15 protein-coding genes and 2 pseudogenes are annotated in these 17,873 nt (G+C 46.5%); 8 read left to right on the top strand and 9 right to left on the bottom strand.

The annotated features are described in order from the left end of the window. The 8 genes and pseudogenes from K0O23_RS20655 to K0O23_RS19645 all read left to right on the top strand — a co-directional run. Positions 1–112: pseudogene (locus K0O23_RS20655) on the top strand (IS1 family transposase); the annotation flags it as partial. Between the two features lie 102 nt (positions 113–214). Next, entirely contained in the window at positions 215–538 is a 324-nt protein-coding gene (locus K0O23_RS19675; protein ID WP_219879172.1) for a hypothetical protein, read from the top strand. A 299-nt stretch (positions 539–837) separates the two neighbouring features. Continuing rightward, on the top strand, positions 838–1,200 hold the full coding sequence (locus K0O23_RS19670) for a hypothetical protein (RefSeq protein ID WP_219879171.1): 363 nt from the start codon (positions 838–840) through the stop codon (positions 1,198–1,200). Beyond that, positions 1,197–1,976, top strand: a complete 780-nt coding sequence (locus K0O23_RS19665; protein WP_219879170.1) for a sensor histidine kinase — start codon at positions 1,197–1,199, stop codon at positions 1,974–1,976. The genes K0O23_RS19670 and K0O23_RS19665 overlap by 4 nt, the downstream gene beginning before the upstream one ends. Before the next feature lie 26 nt (positions 1,977–2,002). Continuing rightward, positions 2,003–2,422 carry a response regulator gene (locus tag K0O23_RS19660; RefSeq protein WP_219879169.1) on the top strand — a complete coding sequence of 140 codons (420 nt, stop codon included), beginning with the start codon at positions 2,003–2,005 and terminating at the stop codon, positions 2,420–2,422. Positions 2,423–2,567: 145 nt separating this feature from the next. Further along, a complete protein-coding gene (locus K0O23_RS19655; RefSeq protein ID WP_246597236.1) occupies positions 2,568–2,843 on the top strand; it encodes an HNH endonuclease in 276 nt (91 codons plus the stop codon). A gap of 240 nt (positions 2,844–3,083) precedes the next feature. Next, positions 3,084–4,145: a DUF6687 family protein gene (locus tag K0O23_RS19650; RefSeq protein ID WP_219879167.1), complete on the top strand. Its 1,062-nt coding sequence runs from the start codon at positions 3,084–3,086 to the stop codon at positions 4,143–4,145. A gap of 135 nt (positions 4,146–4,280) precedes the next feature. Beyond that, on the top strand, positions 4,281–5,135 hold the full coding sequence (locus K0O23_RS19645) for a universal stress protein (protein WP_219879166.1): 855 nt from the start codon (positions 4,281–4,283) through the stop codon (positions 5,133–5,135). A gap of 341 nt (positions 5,136–5,476) precedes the next feature. Here the strand turns inward: K0O23_RS19645 and K0O23_RS19640 are convergent, their stop codons facing one another. The 9 genes and pseudogenes from K0O23_RS19640 to K0O23_RS20650 all read right to left on the bottom strand — a co-directional run. Beyond that, entirely contained in the window at positions 5,477–5,902 is a 426-nt protein-coding gene (locus K0O23_RS19640) for a hypothetical protein (RefSeq protein WP_219879165.1), read from the bottom strand. 44 nt (positions 5,903–5,946) lie between these two features. Further along, the gene (locus K0O23_RS19635; RefSeq protein ID WP_219879164.1) at positions 5,947–6,795 is read right to left on the bottom strand and encodes a thermonuclease family protein; all 849 of its coding nucleotides are present in this window, start codon (positions 6,793–6,795) and stop codon (positions 5,947–5,949) included. A gap of 157 nt (positions 6,796–6,952) precedes the next feature. Further along, positions 6,953–7,612, bottom strand: a complete 660-nt coding sequence (locus K0O23_RS19630; protein ID WP_219879163.1) for a hypothetical protein — start codon at positions 7,610–7,612, stop codon at positions 6,953–6,955. 169 nt (positions 7,613–7,781) lie between these two features. Further along, entirely contained in the window at positions 7,782–11,201 is a 3,420-nt protein-coding gene (locus tag K0O23_RS19625) for an amidohydrolase family protein (RefSeq protein WP_246597235.1), read from the bottom strand. 460 nt (positions 11,202–11,661) lie between these two features. Then, the gene (locus K0O23_RS19620) at positions 11,662–15,315 is read right to left on the bottom strand and encodes an AAA family ATPase (protein WP_219879162.1); all 3,654 of its coding nucleotides are present in this window, start codon (positions 15,313–15,315) and stop codon (positions 11,662–11,664) included. Between the two features lie 113 nt (positions 15,316–15,428). Beyond that, positions 15,429–16,658 (bottom strand): exonuclease SbcCD subunit D C-terminal domain-containing protein, encoded by a 1,230-nt coding sequence (locus tag K0O23_RS19615; RefSeq protein ID WP_219879161.1) that lies wholly within the window; start codon positions 16,656–16,658, stop codon positions 15,429–15,431. A gap of 115 nt (positions 16,659–16,773) precedes the next feature. Continuing rightward, complete coding sequence (locus K0O23_RS19610; protein ID WP_219879160.1) at positions 16,774–17,193, bottom strand: hypothetical protein; 420 nt, start codon at positions 17,191–17,193, stop codon at positions 16,774–16,776. A 127-nt stretch (positions 17,194–17,320) separates the two neighbouring features. Next, complete coding sequence (locus K0O23_RS19605) at positions 17,321–17,719, bottom strand: rhodanese-like domain-containing protein (RefSeq protein ID WP_219879159.1); 399 nt, start codon at positions 17,717–17,719, stop codon at positions 17,321–17,323. Positions 17,720–17,771: 52 nt separating this feature from the next. Next, positions 17,772–17,873, bottom strand: a pseudogene (locus K0O23_RS20650) (IS982 family transposase); the annotation flags it as partial.

The raw sequence follows: 17,873 nt of genomic DNA, 5'->3' as shown, positions 1-17,873 counted from the left end.
AACAAGAAACAGGAGAATAGTCAGGAAAACGGCCTGCTTCTCTAAAAAAGAGCAAAACCACTACGATGCTATGAAGCTAATATTCTATTACCGAAATCATCATACATTGTAGACCACAACCAAATAATTATAGTATGGCTGTAATTTGGTGAAAATATTTTATCTGCATAGTAAAATAACTATATTACGTTCAACAACCTTAAACACAACACAAATGGCAACTTTTAACGGAAGCGAGGGCGCACCCATAGATCGTGCGGAGGCTGCAAAGTGGACGGCAAATTACCGCAATGCAGTGGCCAGCGAAAATGGCGCAGCTGTTAAAGCACATTTTTATGGCCGTGAAATATTGCAGAAGCTATTAGACCAACCTGGCGCTATGGGTATTCGCATGTACTATGCCCGCGATGGAAAAAGTAAGAAGCAACTAGTACTGGTTGCGGCTGATGCAGACGGGAATGATATGGAAGATCTGGTTGTAGACGGATCAATGATTTGTCCACCGGATTGTAGCACAGGAGGTGATCTGAACGGTTAATGGAATTTTTTTTACGGCAAGTATATCCCTGGCTGATAGATGTTTCTTCTTTTAGCTCGCTTATTCCTTTTATTGCCGGTCTTATACTATTTCCAAAGAATAAGAGCAGGCTATTTAAGCTCATATTCTTTTTTGTTTTGTTGACGCTTCTTTCAGAGGTTTCCGGACAAGTTACTGTGCTAATGGGCACAAGCAATAACCTATGGTTATTCCATATATATACACCATTAGAGTTGTGTGTGCTGGGGGCTGTTTACTATAGCAGTTTCAGGAGACCTATTTTTAAACGCAGCATACTTGTGGCTGTAGGGATACTATTGTTGGTAAGCATTTTTGATGCAACCCTAGGTGTTGGCATTACACAAATGAACTCGATGCCACGGATGGTGGAAAGTGCATTAGTTATAAGCATTGCAATATTATACTTCTACAAGGTTGCCAATGATTTAAGCATTACATACCTGGATCGTGATCCGGTTTTCCTGTTGAGTTGTGGCTTGCTTATCTTTAAATCCGGCAGCGCAATGTCCTGGGGAATTTTTAATGATGCACTTGCCGAATCTTATGATGCGGCACGGATGTGTGTGGCAATCATTTTAGTGTTAAATACACTTTTCAATGTCAGCTTAGTGTATGTTCTAAAGCGGGCAGTAAACAGATGAAAACATTAGAACCAGTACTTATAGTTACTCCCGTACTGCTGGCATTGGCCATGGGAATCATCCTGTTCGTGTTTTTGTACCAACGGCGTATGTTACAACACCAGGTACAGCTGCGCGAGTTGCAGGAACAAAAGCAGCGCCAGTTGCTCACTGCCACTCTGCAGGCCCAGGAAGAGGAACGCCGACGCGTAGCCCGCGATTTGCACGACGATGTAGGAGCTTCTCTGGCACTTGTAAAGCTAAACGTGCACCAGTTAGTGGCACCCCTGGGGGATAAATCAAAAGGGCAAAGTATAAAAGGCATGCTGGATGATGTAATAGGTAATGTGCGGCGTATCTCCCATAGCCTGATGCCAGTGATGCTGGAGAAGATGGGGTTGCCACGAGCCCTGGAAGCCATGAAGCGTTCAGTGCCTGCAGAATCCGGCACAGAGATGGAATTTATCTGCAATGATAACAATAGGCGTATGGATCCAAAACTGGAACTATCGCTTTACAGAGTAGTACAGGAGCTATTGAATAATACCCTGAAACATGCAAAAGCCAGCAAGATAACGATACAGTTGCAATTCAGTGAAAATGAGTTGCTTTTGACTTACGCTGATAATGGTGCAGGCTTTGATTATAAGAGATTAGTGAAATCGGAAGAAAAAAGCAGTCAGGGACTTGGATTAATGAACCTGCATGCTAGAATTAACCTGCTAAATGGTACATTTGCCTATAATTCTGCCCTAAATTCTGGCACAAAAGCTGAAATAGTTGTGCCAATTTCTTAAATTTAAACAAACTTAAAGGCTATATAATGGAATATCAGCCACTTACACTAGCAATTGCAGACGACCATACCCTTTTTAGAAAAGGAGTGCTGGAAATTTTAAAGGCCTACGAAGAAATTTCGCTTATAGCAGATGCCGCTAATGGGGCAGAACTGATCGAGAAAATCGAAGGAGACCTGCCTGATGTTGTTATGCTGGATCTGGAAATGCCTGAAATGGATGGAATTGCCACTTCCCGCTACCTGATAAGTAAATTTCCGGATGTTAAGATACTGATCGTTTCGATGTACGGGGAGGAGTCTTTGGTAGAGCAGCTACTGGAAGAGGGTGTGCACGGCTACCTGCTTAAAAGTGCCGAGCCAGATGAGTTGCGTGATGCACTGCAAACCCTGAAAAGTGGCAAGAGCTACTACTCCCACGAAATAAGAAACAACATGTTTTATTAGACATAAAGCCATTGTAAAGTATAAAAAGAGAACCGCCTGCGGTTCTCTTTTTTGTTTTCGGCTTAAATAGTAATAAGCTATTTGTTTAAACCTGAAAGCACGGTAGTTTGTATTTATATAAATGGCTAAAAAGCAACCTGAACAAATGTGTGAGTTATGCAGGAGAGAGGTGCAAGACCTGTCACGGCACCACCTTGTTCCCCGTGAGGAAGGAGGCAGGTACGGCGCCACTGCAGAACTATGCCAGCCCTGCCACAGTACCATTCATCTGAACATCAGCAACCAGGAGCTGGCCAGGCAATACAACTCTATAGAAGCGCTGCAAAACGCCGAGCCGCTGCAAAAATACCTGAAGTGGGTAAAGAACAGAAAGGTAGAACGCATAGCAAACCGAAGGGGCAGGAACAGACGCCGGAAATAAGAAGAGCCTTTTATAATTCCTTTTACCAGCTTAAATTCTTCACCTGCCTGGCGCAAACGTCAGCTTGTGCCTTGGTAGTTGCGCCAATAAGAGCAGCACTAGCAGACGCCTGCGCCAGGTATCAGCCTTTTATACTTTCAATTTATACTTTATAACAGTTAATCCTCTGCAGGAATCTATTCTTCACATTAACTCTATCTTACATGGCACACTTTTTTGCCTTTCTGTGTACCTTTAACTATGCAAAAGCGAACTTACATCCCGTTTACCGAACTTAAAAAGCACAAAGCCATCGTTGTTGATAGCACGCACCCCAATGGCTTTATGCTATCGCATTGGAAAGGTGCTCCTGCGCCGGCAAGTATAAAAGACGATACCAGCGCAGCCATTGTACTGAATGCCTTGCGCCAGAACCTGCCTGAACTAGACTTGCCCTATGTAACCGCCAACCACTTCGATATTGATGGGTTTATAGGTGTATGGGCATTACTGAACCCGAAAAAAGCACTGGAAAATGAAGAGTTGCTACGGCAAATGGCCCTGATCGGAGACTTCAGGGAGCTGGATTTAAACCACCCGCTGGCTGGAGAAGCGCTTAAACTTGTTTGCTGGATAAATGCCAAAGAGCAGGAGTTGTTTTACCGTCCTTTTGAGGCCGACGAAATGGAAATCAAGGAAGTGCAGCAGTGTACAAAGAAATTCGAGTACTTTTTGCGTGAGTTTAGCCGCGTGCTGCAAGACCCCGATTGGGAAAAAGGTGCCTGGGAAGATGAAGTAGCCAGTGTGCTGTTGGGATACCGCGACATGTATAAGCCTGACACCAAACTTACCCGTAAACCCGAGATTGGCCTGGTCATTATCGAGACGCCGCATCCTATACATTACTACGCACTCTTTAGCCGCACACAGGGCTTTGATATGGTACTGAGTTGCTATGACCAGAACCGCTACGAACTGGAGTATAAGTACACTACTTGGGTAGATATTGCCTCCCGGCCAACCTTACCGCGCATTAGCATGGCGCCATTAGTCGAAAAGCTAAACCAACTAGAGCAATCCGGCCACCGCTGGACTTACGATTCTGTGACTGAGACCGGACCCATACTACGGCTTGATGGAGAGGGCCTGAACCGTGCAGATACCTATGCTAACCCCACTGAGCGCGAAATCTATACTTCGTCGATACCGGTAGAGCAGCTAAAGCAGGAGGTTATCTTATACTTTGCGCAGGCTTACCAAAACATCCGCCCAAAGTATAACTGGAGCTGGCAGGAAGTGAAAGAACTAAACAAGCAATTATAAATGCTGATTTCTGAAAGGTGATTTAAGCTGTAAAACTGAATGACGGGCATCAGTTTTAAACGCTGAACTACACTATATTTTTGTGATACACGTATACATCGAAAAACCCAAATATAGTAGCCACAACCATCACACATGAAAAAAATACTCTGCCCCACCGATTTCTCTAAAACAGCTGGTAAAGCTGTTGAGTTTGCCACTAATATTGCTCAGCGTTCAGGAGCACACCTTACGCTTATACATGTAGTGCATCTGCCTATCGTAGACACATCTGAAACAGCCTTAGTGGCCAGTGAATTGCTGGGCGAGCAAATGCGCGATGCCAGCGAAAAGCTGAAATCCCTTTGCCGGCAACTGGAAGAAACACACGGCGCTAACCGCGAAGGCAACTTTACCTGCGATTTTGTTCTGAAAGAGGCCCTGCTAACGGATGTGACCGAGCACCTTACCAAGCACGAAGGCTACGACCTGATTGTAATGGGTACCACAGGCTGCGACAGCACCATGGAAGAACTCCTGATAGGAAGCAATACGGAAGCAGTGATTGAAGAAGTAAAATGCCCGGTACTATCTGTGCCTGCAACTGCTGAATGGCAAGGTATAAACAAGATTATTTATGCTACAGATTATGCTCCAGGCGATAAACTTGCACTGGCAAAAGTAGTGGAGCTAGGAAGTGTATTTGGAGCGCCCATAGATGTGGTGCATGTGGTAAAAGAAAGCAATCCGGAAGACTCGGCAAAAGCAGAAACATTCTGGGTTGAGTTGCAACAGGGATATCCGGGTGTTCCGCTTCAGTTTAAAGAAATAGTAAGCAAGCGTGCCGACGAAGGCCTTAAGGATTATTTTAACAGAGAGAACGGCAGTATTCTGGCTGTGCTGCGAAAAGAAAAAGGCTTTTTAAAGAACCTGTTCTCGCAGAGCCTCGCCGAAAAAATGACCTACCAGGCTGAAGTGCCTTTACTGGTGCTACAGGGTAGTAAAGTATAAAACTAAAGTATAGCAATTTGTAAAAGGCTCTTCTGTAAGGAAGAGCCTTTTACTTTATAGGGCTATGTAATTAACACAGATTGTGCAGTATAAAGTTAATCTTTCATCTGCTTTTGTAAACCCACCCCCGGCCCCTCCGAGGAGTAGTGCCATTTCACTCTCTTTTTTTCTGTCATCCTGAAAGTGGTACATCCCGAAGCAAGTCCGGGATGTACCACTTTCAGGATGACAAATGTTTTAATTCAACTTTTACCAGAATGAAACGACACTACTCCTCGGAGGGGTTAGGGGTGGGTAAGCCTTTAGCAAAATAAGTATTACGCAGCATTAGTTGATTATTATTACTGCTGGCCAAAGCCGGTTTCAATTCTTACTGCATCCTCATCAAATATGGAGTCTAGCTCTTTAGCGCATACCTGGCAATTGTAGCGGCCGTACTCTTCAATGGCTTTGGGCAGGGTTACATTCCGGAAGGTGCCTTTGCCTTTGCACTCGATAAGAACAGGGCAATCGTGCTTTAAGTGAAAAACATCAGCGGTTTGGTTCTCGCAGATCCAAACACGCTTTTTCACCATATCTTCTGGTATAACAAAAAACTTAGGGGCAGGCCTTTTATTTACCACTGGTGTAGCATCGGCTGTGGAATTTTCAATGGAATCAGCTTCTTCTTGCTGTTCTGCGTTTTCCTGGCAGGCAAGCGAGGTTGCGCTAAGTATAAGTGTAAATGCCAGGCTTCGGCTAAGCTTTTTCAGTAGGGTAAAGTTCATGTTGTTGAAAGTGATTTCGACTTTAAAAGTATAAAAAAGTATAGTTAGTTACTACAGGTTTTATCGGCACGTCTGCCATATTCACGAATGGCAACGGCCTCTGTAACAGTTAATACTTCTGCTTTGCAGCGCTTTAACACCGAGCAGCTTTTATCGATGTGATACACAGCCGAGCCGCTGCTGTTGCATAAGTATACTGTGCGTTTGGTGGCGCCGGCCGGCAATGTAGCCTTTGCTGTAGAAGATGTAGCAGAAGTATTACTGGTTTTGTTTTTTCTGAAATCCCAGGGGGCAACAGGGTCAGGATCAGCCCAAAGACCACGCTTAAAACGGCGTGCATCTGCCTCGGCGTTAGCCAGGTTAACATCTTTGGAGTATGCTTTGTAATGCCAGGCAAATCCGTTCTTAACCAGTTCCTCGTTTAGGCTGCGGCCATCCGGAAGTATAATAGTGCCAACGGTGCGGCCATAGCGGTCTTTGTTGTTCACGATCAAGCGTACCTGTTTGCCAAATACCATATCTGATGTAAACTGCTTTGCACGCTGCCCAAATGCCTGGTTCTTTTCAGGAGTATCCACGCCATAAAGCCTTACGGTAACCTCCTCGCCGTTTACAAGCAGCACAATAGTATCACCATCTTTTACACCAACTACCTTATCGCCGGCTGTGGTGGCAGGTTCAGAAGGTGTTCGTTCACGCTCTGCTGCCTCGGCTGGGTCTTCGTATTCAGCTGTGGCAATATCTTCTTGCTGCTCCACAACGTCACGGTCAGGAACAGGCTGTTGCCTTTGTCTGAAGTCTTCCCTTGCCCTTTGTCGGTCTTCGTTTTGGTTGCAGGCTGAGAATAACCCCAGGGAGAGAAATAGAATGGTATGTAAAAAGAGTTTGCTCATAAAAAGTTTACAGGATGTTATGATGCTTTTAGCACAAGGAGTTATACTCATTGCAAGTTATACTGTTATGCTACGGGCACGATCTTCTCCAAAATAAAAAGAACCTGCCTATGTGTTAATGTATAACTACCAGGCAGGTTCTTTTAAGTATATTTTTTTATTGCTGAGCCTGTGGGGCCCCTGTATTAACTTGTAAATACAATGGGTTGTAACTGCTGTTTGGTATAGCAACCAGGCCATAAACTGTCTCACCTGGAAGAATCTGCTTATTCTGTAGGTTATACTTGTTTAACTCTTTCAGGAAATTTTGGTTCGCAGTCCCAGCCTTTATCATATTGTAGGCAGTTAGTCCCGGGCCAAGTATAAGGCCGATAGGGAACGATTCCTGCTTCGTTCGTACTCCGTTTGTGTATTCTTCGCCGGTAATCATTTTACCATTAGTCATTAAAAGGTAGAGTAGATAAATAGGGACGCCCTGTTTTAGTGTTTTTTGGGCAATTGTAGGCTCTAATGGTGTAAATGCATTGGCTCCGGCAAAGTATCTTACACTTTCGTTAAAAGTTACAACGTCCGAAGAGTTGTTCGTGATCTTGACAGAAGCAATCTGCACAAATTTTGTCTTTTCGCGTTTTGCATACTTCTTGTTTTTGCGCTCTGCCAATACATCATACTTGTACTCGAGTAATACCTGGTTATTTTCTGTTTTTGCAGTGTAATTGATATTTTCAGGTACAATAGCCTTGTAACTGGATGCGCAGCTGCTAAGCATGCCGATCACTCCTGCAAACAGCAGAGATTTGGTAAAGAATGTTTTCATATACGGTTGGTTAAGAATTTTCCCAAAAGTAATTATTTTTTGATATTTCGTATATTCTATGTTATAAAATAAGTGGGTCATTTCACGAAAGTATGTCTTGAACTCTCTTAAAAGAAAAGTCCCTTTGCCGGATTAGCAAAGGGACTTTTTACTATGGGACTTTAAATTACTATTGCTGAATGCCAGGCACACCAACAGGTGTTGCACTGTGCCAGTCAAAGCTAGGTGCTTTGCGCTTTGTAGGCGCTAACTCATCTAGTGTGTTGGCATCGTAAAGGCGCCCATTGCGCATCACATACTTTATGGTGTTGGTATTGCGAATATTCTCCAGCGGGTTAGCGTCCATAATTACCAGGTCGGCCAATTTGCCGTTTTCAATGGATCCCAGGTCGCCATCAAGGCCAAGGCCTTTTGCACCAAGTATAGTTGCTGTTTTGATAGCGTCCAGGTTGCTCATGCCACCGGATTGCATAGACCAAAGCTCCCAGTGGTAACCAAGGCCTTGCAACTGGCCATGTGAGCCAACACCTGCTATACCACCGGCTTTTACCAGCTTGTCAACAAACTCAGCATGGCGATCAAAGATATGCTCTTCTTTTGCAAACCAGCCTGGTCTGCGTCTTGCCTTCGAATCAAGCTCAGATTTTGGCGTAAAGTAGTTAAGCTTTTTATCGCCAACCACATTCTCTGTGGCATAGTAATAGTTTTCTGCCCATGGGCCACCATACGATACCAGCAGGGTAGGAGTATAAGCCATCTCTGTTTTAGCCACAAACTCTACCACATCTTTGTACAGCGGATAGATCGGGAAAGAGTGCTCGTGACCCGGGTAACCGTCAATGGCCTGCGTCATATTCAGTTTAAAGTCGAGGCCGCCTTCTGTAGTTGGCAACAGGCCCTGCTCTTTAGCTGCCATGATGATCCACTGGCGATGCTGGCGGTTACCTACCAGGTACATCTTAATGGTTTTGGTGTTATAGTACTCAGAGTACTGACGTAGCACCTGCTTGGCGTGGTCTAAGCTTTTCAGGTTGTAAGCCCAGTAGCCAACACCAGGACCTGTAGAGTATACTCTTGGTCCGATCATCTTACCGGCATCCACCATATCAGCGTAAGTAAGTACGTCTGTAGTGGCAGTCTGAGGGTCGCGGGTTGTAGTTACACCGTAGGCCAGGTTAGCGGCATAGTTCCAAACCTGGTTGGTGTGCACGCCCCAGCGCGGCCACATGTGTGCATGCGTATCAATAAAACCAGGCGTAATGGTTTTCCCTTTTACATCAACCACATTTGTGCCTTTTGGTGCGTTAAGTGTACCTGTCGGGCCTACTGCTTTAATGCGGTTGTTCTCGATCAGGATGTCGCCGTTCTCGATCACCTGGTCGCCGTTCATGGTGATAATGCGGCCGCCCTGCAATAGTATAGTACCCTGCGGAATGTCGCGTGCTACCTGAATAGCGATTTTAGTTTCTACGGGTTTATAGCTTTCGTCTTTGGCTTCTTCTTTCTTAGCCTCGTCCTTTTTGGCTTCGTCTTTGTTTGCCTCTGCTTTCGCTTTTTCAGCTTCTTTCTTCAGGTCCAGTTCTTCTTTTTTAGCTTTTGCCTGGTCCAGGTTGTAAGCAAAAAAGCCATTACCAATAGACCAGTAAACAGATTTGCCGTCTGCAGACCAGCTTGGGAACTGGCCTCCGATCTCTGTCAACTTCCAGCTCGGGAAAGAAGAGTTAGCCACATCAGCCACTGAAATACTAGGAGTTTCGCCGCCTTTTGCCGGAATCGTAACCACATAGATCTCGTTATTGATAAGCGCTAAAGCTTTATCGCCAACAGGAGCTTTGATTACTGTAGAGGCTGTAGATGGTTTCTGCTGCGGCTCACGCTCTTCCAGGTGCATGTTGTGGTTCATTTCCTCCTCAATCATGTCCTCTACAGAGCCAAAAGTGGTGATGCCTTTTACCTGTAAGTATGATTTCTTGTCGGTACCATCCCAGCGAATAGAGATAAGACCATCGCTGCCGTTGTACAGGTAAATGCGGTCATCACCTTTTACGAAGTGTGGTCTTGAGCCAATGTTTGCTTTGGCAATGTAATTTGTTTCGCCGCCTTTGGCAGGCACCCAGTTAATGTTAAGTCTTGATGCGAATGCACCCGGGCCTTCTGCCTCGCGGTAAGCCTGCGCAGATCCTTTAATGAAAACGATCTTGCTGCCATCCGGAGACCAAATAGGATCCTGGAACACAGCTTTCTCCACAGTTATTTTACCTGGCTTGCCCTTGCCGTTAGCATTAATTTTGTAAATGGCGCCACCGTTTTTCTCCTCCCAGGTTACATAAGCCAGCTGCTTGCCATCCGGTGACCAGGCTGGTTGTGCCTCGGTATAGTCAGCATCTGTCATGCGTTTTGGTGTGCCGCTTGGGTAATCCATCACGTAAAGTCTGTCCATGGCAGTAAAGGCCAGCTTTTTACCGTCCGGCGACATAGCCGCATCCCTGATCTGGGTCACGGTCATCATTTTGTCATCCTTTATCGGGAATTTAAAGTCCAGCTTAGGGCCAACCTCCAGTTCGGCGTCTACCTGGAATGGTATTTCTTTGGCATCTCCACCGGCGATAGGCAGGCTATAGATCTTACCGCCATAAGAGGCAACAAGGTTTTTGCTATCCGGAGTGAAAGACATGGCAGGCAGCACACCAAGCGGTGCAATAGACTCCTGTTCGTCGCGCTGTACGGGGTAGGCAAGCCATTTTTCTTCACCGGTTTTAATATTCTGGGCAACTAAGCCTGTATGGTTGTTATGGCGCGTACCATATACCAACCAGTTTCCGTCAGGAGACAGGGTAGGAGTGAAGGCTGAGCCGTAACGCGATGTTCTGGTGTCGATATCGCCTGTTTCGCGATCGTAGGTGGCCAGTTGGTACTGCGGCAATTGGGCGTTATAGTTCCAGGCACCAGTACGCTGGGCAAACCAAATGTAGCGGCTGTCTTTACCAAAAGCCGGTTCAACAGTTTTAAGGTTATCCGGCTTACTAATAAGCTCAGCACCCGAACCGCCGTCTTTATGGTACATGTGCAGCTTCAGGTTGCGGCGACCTTTAGAGGCAATCAGGTACTCACCATCCGGTGTCCATTCGGCAGACTGGAAGTTCTCGTTTTTGCTCTTGCTGATCTGTTTTGTCTTTTTGGTGGCCAGGTCCATAGTCCAGATGTTATCGGAGCCGTCTCTGTCTGAAACAAAAACAATGGATTTGCCATCCGGGCTAAAGCGGGCCTGCGTGTCGAAGGACATGCCGGAAGTAAGCTGTTCAGCCTTGCCGCCGCTTATCGGAAGCAGGTACAGATCGCCCAGCATATCGAATAACAGCTTGCTGCCGTCCGGGCTAACATCCAGCGATAGCCACGAGCCTTCTGTGGTGTTGATCTTTACCTTGCGAGTGCCTTCCAGTGGCAGGTCTTTTTTCTCTTTTTTATCCTTGTCCTTTTCGGTTTTGGCTGCATCCTGGGCCATGGCTGGCTCCAGCATTAAACCGATGGAACAAAGCACTAACAGCGATTTTTTCCATCGCTTCGCATTACTGCTTATCAGTGTGTTCATAGATTAGTGTTAGTTTAGTTTGATGAAGCTAATATAATGTATTATCAGGAAAGTGGTATGCTAATTAGATGAATAGCAGCTTTGTACAGGCGTTGAGCTTATATTTATAGATTAACCACGATTTGTACAACATGGAATGAAGGTTGTCAGTTCAGTTAAGGTGCTGACTTTTACAGTGCTGGGTCCAACCGCCCCTGGCCCCTCTCCCGAAACTAGTCCGGGATCTTCGACTTGTTTAAGGCTAGGACTTCTGCCTTTGCAGGTTATGAAGTATATGTTTCATTGTTGAAGCCAATGGCGGACAGGTCACGACCTGTCCCTACAGAATACTCCCTAGTCCTTTCTTTTTGTCATCCTGCTAAGGATCTTGCTAGAAGGGAGGTTAAGCTGAAGCTACAGAGTTAATACTTTAACATTAATAACAGCAGAATTGCGGCTGCTGTACTTAGAGCTTATACTTTTACCAACCCACAACCTCTACCTTACTCACACCACCTGGCTGCCTTTGCACTTTTATCTGGGTGCTGATGCGTTCTTTAAGAGCTTCAACGTGCGAGATAATGCCGATCATTTTACCGCTTGCCTGCAGGTTTTCCAGTGTAGAGATGGCCGCATCCAGTGTCTCTGCATCCAGTGTGCCGAAGCCCTCATCAATAAACAGCGAGTTGATTTGGGTTCGACGGCCTGCCAAATCGGAGAGGCCTAATGCCAACGCCAGACTAACTAAAAAGCTTTCGCCACCGGATAAGGTATTCATCGGGCGAACGGCCTCTGCCTGATAGGTATCTATAATCAGAAGCTCCAGGTCGTCGGTGGTGCTTTTTAGGATGCGGTAACGATCGTTGAGTTTGTGCAGGTGCCGGTTAGCCAGTTCTACCAACCTGGCTAAAGTTAAGCCTTGGGCAAATTTACTAAACTTAGTACCATCAGACGATCCGATCAGGTCTGATAGCTGTGCCCAACGGTGAAACACCTGTTGCTGCGTAGTTAGTTGTGAGGCCAGTTCTTTGTTTTTGTCGCGCTGTGCGGCATCTTGCTCCAGTATTTGCTGATGGCGGGCACGCTGTGCAATAAGGGTACGTGCTTTTTCGGTGCTTTCCTGGTGCTGCTGTTTTAGTGTATCTATACTTTCGTGGGTAAGCTCTTTTGCCTGAAGTTGAGCGAGTTCATGTTCAGCATCGCTTATACTTTTGCGCAGTTCGGTGAGGTGCTTTTCAGTTTGGGCTTTCAGGTTTGCCAACCTGTCGGCTTCGTCGCGGTCAAGCAGCATCTGGCTAAGGGCTTCTATTGTTTCGATGCCTTTTTGCTGCAGCACGCGCAATAAGCCAGCACTCATCTCATCCAATACAGACTTGTTTTGCTGGTGCTTACTGTGGCAGTCAGCCTGGCGGTTTCTGGCTTCCTGTAGTTCCTGTTGTTTTTGCTGTTGTCTGCTGCGTGCTTCTTCGGCCTGGGTAGTTTTGTTTTTCAGTTCACGCTGCGCCGTCTGGCGTTCCTGCACCGGATCTTTATCACCAAATAAAGTATGGCGCGTGGCTTTTAAAGTAGTGAGCTGCTCGTGCTCTTCTTTCAGAGCTTGCTGGCGCTGCTGTAGTTCAGTGGCTTTTTCCTGTACCCGATCTTTTAAATGCTTTACCTGCTCCCTTGTAGAAGTATACTTTTCCCGCATCTCGTCCAGCATTTTCTGCTTTTGGGCATACGTGTTTGCCAGTTGCTCCAACTGTTGCTGCAAGTTCTGCCTTTCTTCGGGTTTATAGGGTAAGCCATACGTAGCAGCAAACGATTCGGCGGTTTGGGTGTGTACCTTCTGTTGTTCCTGCTCATCGGTAAGCAGGATTTGTAGTTTTTGCAATTGCGATTGGCGCAGTTTTTCAGCCTGCTGCAGTTGCTCATACTTTGCCTGTGTTTGCACCTGTGCCTCGCGGAGTTGCTGTTGTTGCTGATTTATACTTTCCAGGGCACGGCTTAAAGTGCGGGCATCTGCCAGTTGTTTATGTAGCACCTGCACTGATTCCTGCTGGGCTTTAAGAAGCGTAGCAAGTTTGTCAACTTCTGCTATGCCTATACTTTGCGCAAGCATCTCTGACAGTTGAGCAAAAGTATGATCGAGGCGTTTGAGTTCTGTTTCTGTTTCGGCTCTGGCGGTAGTAGCGAGTTGCAGTTTTTGCTCCAGCGAGCCAATGCTTAGCTGCAGCCGGTTTATACTTTGCTCCAGTTCTTTTACCAGTACCAGTTGCTTATCGCGTTTCTGTACTTCCTCAGGCAGATCAAACGTATAACCACCCTCGGCAAACGGATGCTCTTTAGCGCCACAAAGCGGACAAGGCTCGCCTTCGTGCAAAGTATGGCGTGCCTCCTCGTATTGCTGAATCTGCTGTTGCAAGGCTACCAGTTTTTGAAGCGCCTCCAGGTGTTCCTGTGCCTGTTTATACTTTGCCTGTAACTCCTGCAGCTGTTGGTTTGCTTCTGCTGCCTGCTGCCCGTGCTGTAACAGGTGGTTATTTATACTTTGTAGTTTTTGCTGATGCCCGGCATGTTGCAGTGCCAGTTCGTGCAGACGCTCATACTTCGCCACAAGGGCAGGTTGCGTCTGTGCAGCCTGTTCCAGCTCTTCCATACTTTTATCGGAAAGTATAGCTTGCAATTGGGCCAGCTTTTCTTTTTTCTGCGTTTGTAGTTCTGTATGCTTTGCCTGTTGCTGTGCCTGGCTCTTTTGCAGTGCCGACAATTGCTGGGCTTCCTCCTGACTCAGTTGCTGTAGTTCCTGCTGCTCGTGCTGGTTGCGTTTAGTGCGCAGTTCTGTTTCCTGCAGATCGCGGAGTGTGGCTTTAAATTCCGGAAGGTACTCTTTCAGGTCATGTAGTCTGGCGTTTTGCTCCAGCCAGCTTTTTATACTTGTAGCCTCTTGTGTAAGCTTATCCAGTTCCTGTTGCCTGGTGTGTAGCTGTGTTTGCTCCTGCTTTAGTTGCTCCTCAAAAGCAACATAAGCATTCTTGTTTTTAGCGTAAGAGTCGCGGATGCTGTTAAGCTGGTGGTCGAGTGTGCTTACTTCGGCCAGTTGCGGTTCCAGTGTTTGCAGGGCCTGTTCCTGCTGTTGTTGTGCCCTGGAGGATTCGATGGCCATTTTTCCGGCTGCCTCCAGTTCTGTTTCAAGTATAGGAATGTGTTTTTCGAGAAGCTGCAACTGCTCCTGTACTTCGGCTACTTTGCCGTTTATACTTCTGATCTCGGCCAGTTCGCCTACAAACTGGTGTGCCTGCTCGTGCTGGTATAGTTTTGCAAAGTCAGGTTTCAAGTTTTCCAGTTTCTGTTCCTGAACCTGTAGTGCCTGCTGATGGTGCTGGTGCTTTAGCTGTATCTGCGCTATTTGTTGCAGCCATTGCACCTTTTCCTGGAGCATGTTCAACTCAGCATGAAGTATAGCCTCCTGCTCAGTGAGTTCAGTTATACTTTGCTGATAGGCCTTCAATTGCTCCTCCGGCAATAGCTGTACATCCTGCAGACGGCGCTCCAGATCTTCGCGTTTCTGACGTTCGGCCTTTGCCTTTTCAAAAGCATACCTCGATATATCGGAATAAATGCCGGTGTCGGTTATTTTCTCAAGTAAACTGCTGCGTTCGCTGGAGCTGGCCTTCAGGAAACGGGCAAAATCTCCCTGCGATAGCATGACCGAGCGTAAAAACTGGCTGTAGTCCAATCCGCATAATTCAGCTACCTTTTCCGGCACCTGGCTTGGTTTCAGGTCGAAGGGTTTATCGTCTTCCAGGTCGCAGATTTCCATGTGAACGGCCTGTATCTTGCCATCTATTTTGCCACGGCTGCGGCGGATGTTCCACTTGCTGCGGTAGCGTGTGCCGTTGGCTTCAAACTCCACTTCCGAGGTACTTTCCGAAGTATGGCGCGTCATTAGTTCCAGCGGTTTTTCTTCGTTGTGGCGGTGTACGCGGCCATAAAGCCCAACTGTAATAGCATCCAGAATAGTGGTTTTGCCGGCACCCGTAGGCCCGGTAATCGCAAACAAGCCTGCCTCTACCAGTGGGCTCCGGTCGAAGCGGATCTCGTGCTCGCCTTTAAGTGAGTTCAGGTTCTGGAAACGTACAGCTAGGATTTTCATTGGTAATGGGTACTTGTGTTTATAATTAACTGTAAGAGTAGCTTGACAATTTTATACTTTGGCAGCTTTATACCTCTCAGCGTGCACAGCTCTTGCCGCGAGCGTCTTTTAGATTAACTTTCCTGCTCTTGCCCCATCAACTCCAGCAACTCCGAAAAAGTAGCTACCAGTTCTGTATGGTCCGAGTTCGGGAAGGAGCTTTCGCAGCGTTTTATGAACACGTCTTTTTCGCTGAGTATGTGCAGGTCGGCTTCTTCCTGTACCTGTTGCTCCAGCGTTTGGCGACTTTTCTGGATGATCGGAGGCCGGTGTATGAGCAGTTGCAGTTCTCCCTCTTTTAGCTTCAGTACCTCCTCCAGTTGCTGGTTTAAGTCGGGTAGGGATGCCTCGAGTTCTACCTGCAGTTCGGCCCAGGCTGGCAAAGTATAGGCGCTGTTGTCGTAGAGGGCAATCTGGTTTTTTACTTTATCCAGCGAGCCTTTAAAGCGAACCAATTTTCGACAGCAAGGTATTTCCAGCTCACGCAGATTGGTTAGCTTGCCTTCTTCAAAATCAAGTATAAAAACTACTTTGGTATCGGTTACCTCGCTAAAGCTAAGCGGAATAGGAGAGCCGGAGTAGCGGATGTGGTGTGTTTTGTTTACCTGTTGTGGACGGTGCAAGTGACCAAGGGCCACATAGTCAAACTCACCAGGGAACTGGTCTGAGCCGATCTGGCCTAAATTCCCCACGTGTATCTCTTTCTCACTTTCAGAGGCCGAGCCGCCGGCTGCAAACAAATGACCCATGGCAACCACAGGTATTCGTTGAGATTTATACTTTTGGATGTGCGGTACAAAGGCGTGGTAGTGGTCTGCAATGCCCTGCTTAATGCGTTGCTCACGCTCTTCCGCAGTTTCGCCGGGAACAGACAAACGTACATCGCGGTCGCGGAGAAAAGGTACGGCACAAACTGCTAGCTGCAACTCGCCTGCTTCGCTTTTAAGCTCGATCAACTCATCCAGTGGGTCTGTTGATGCTCCGCCTACTACTCTAATGTTGAAGCACTCTAAAAGCTCTTTAGGTGCGTTAAGCGTAGAGATGGAATCGTGGTTGCCTCCGGTAATAATGATATGCCGGCAGCAGGTGGCGCATACTCTCCGCAGAAAATCATAGTATAACTTTAAAGCCGTATTGGAGGGCGCACCGTTATCAAACACGTCGCCGGACATAAGCAATACCTCTACCTGCTCCTGCTCAATGGTTTGCAGCAGCCAGTTAAGGAAGTGCTGGTGTTCTTCGGTACGTTCAAGGTTAACTAAGCGCTGGCCCAGGTGCCAGTCTGAGGTGTGTAATACGCGCATATTTCTTCATCTCCAATTCCGATTAAAGATACATCAGAATATAGGGATATTGCAAACGCGAAAATAAAATTGTTGTGAGAATCTGGCTTAAGTGCTGTGAAGTGATATAGAAAAACTATTGCAATACTTTACCTTTGGCCCAGGCAAAGGCATCCTGCTCGTTGCCAAAGTTCTTAACCTCAAACTGTGTTACCCCCAGCGCTTCAGCACGAGTTACAACCGACTCAAGGGCTATTTGATGGAAAACACTTTTTGGCAAAACTCTGGCTAACCTCTTAAGCGAAGTTTGTGAAAGCAGTTCGTAAAAAGTTGAGGATAACCAATCTTTTGCCGTTGGAGGGATCGCGCCCACATTTTGGGCATCTGCAACAGCATGCTCTACTTTAGTATCGCGCAGCACCTCATACAGTTTAGTTCCGCCGGTTTTTACTTCCTGTTCGGTAACTGGCCTGTGCCACTTCGACTGAAGCAGGTTACCTTCAACATCAACCTCTATTGTGTAGAAGTCGGAATGATACATGGTCTTAAATGGCATAGACTTCTAAAGGGTATAAATTTAACTGCAAAGATATAATTAAATTGTGATCAAGCGCGATTACGATATTATTTCTAAGTAAACATTGCATGCCCAGATTTTACAGCCAGAAGTAGGAAGGCTGGTTTTATCGATTACTTTCGCCTTCGGTTGGCAAGCCTGCTTCTTTAAGAGTGCTGTAGCCTCCAATATTATAAATATGTTCAAAGCCAGCCTCGCGCATTAATTCTGCTGCTTTGCCGCTTCGGTTGCCAGAGGCGCAGTACAGATAGTATACTTTGTCTTTATCCCAACCCTGCATTTTTTTTTCAAACTCACCGCCACGGAAATCTGCGTTCTCGGCACCCTCCAGGTAGCCGCCGGCAAATTCTTCGGGTGTGCGTACATCCAGCAAAACAGATTTGCTGTTCATTTTCTGTGCTTTAAACTCTTTTGGGGTGAGTTGTTTAACCCTGGCAAGGTCCTGCTGAGGTTCTGAGCAGCTAAACAAGAGTGAAGTTAAAATGCTTAGGATGATCATTTTCATGAGTTTAGAAGTGGATTAATGTATTAACGAATTAATTAACTCAAGTTGCGAGCTACTCAATTACTTGAGCTAGCGTGTAGGCGAAGATAAAGAGGATTAGCTTTAGGATGAATCCTTCGGCTGTGACGGCATGGATCTTCCTGGGGAAGAAGCC

Source organism: Pontibacter aydingkolensis, from assembly GCF_019443125.1.
GTDB lineage: Bacteria > Bacteroidota > Bacteroidia > Cytophagales > Hymenobacteraceae > Pontibacter > Pontibacter aydingkolensis.
Note: the sequence above shows the minus strand (reverse complement) of the source record. Positions and strands in the feature narration are given on the sequence as shown.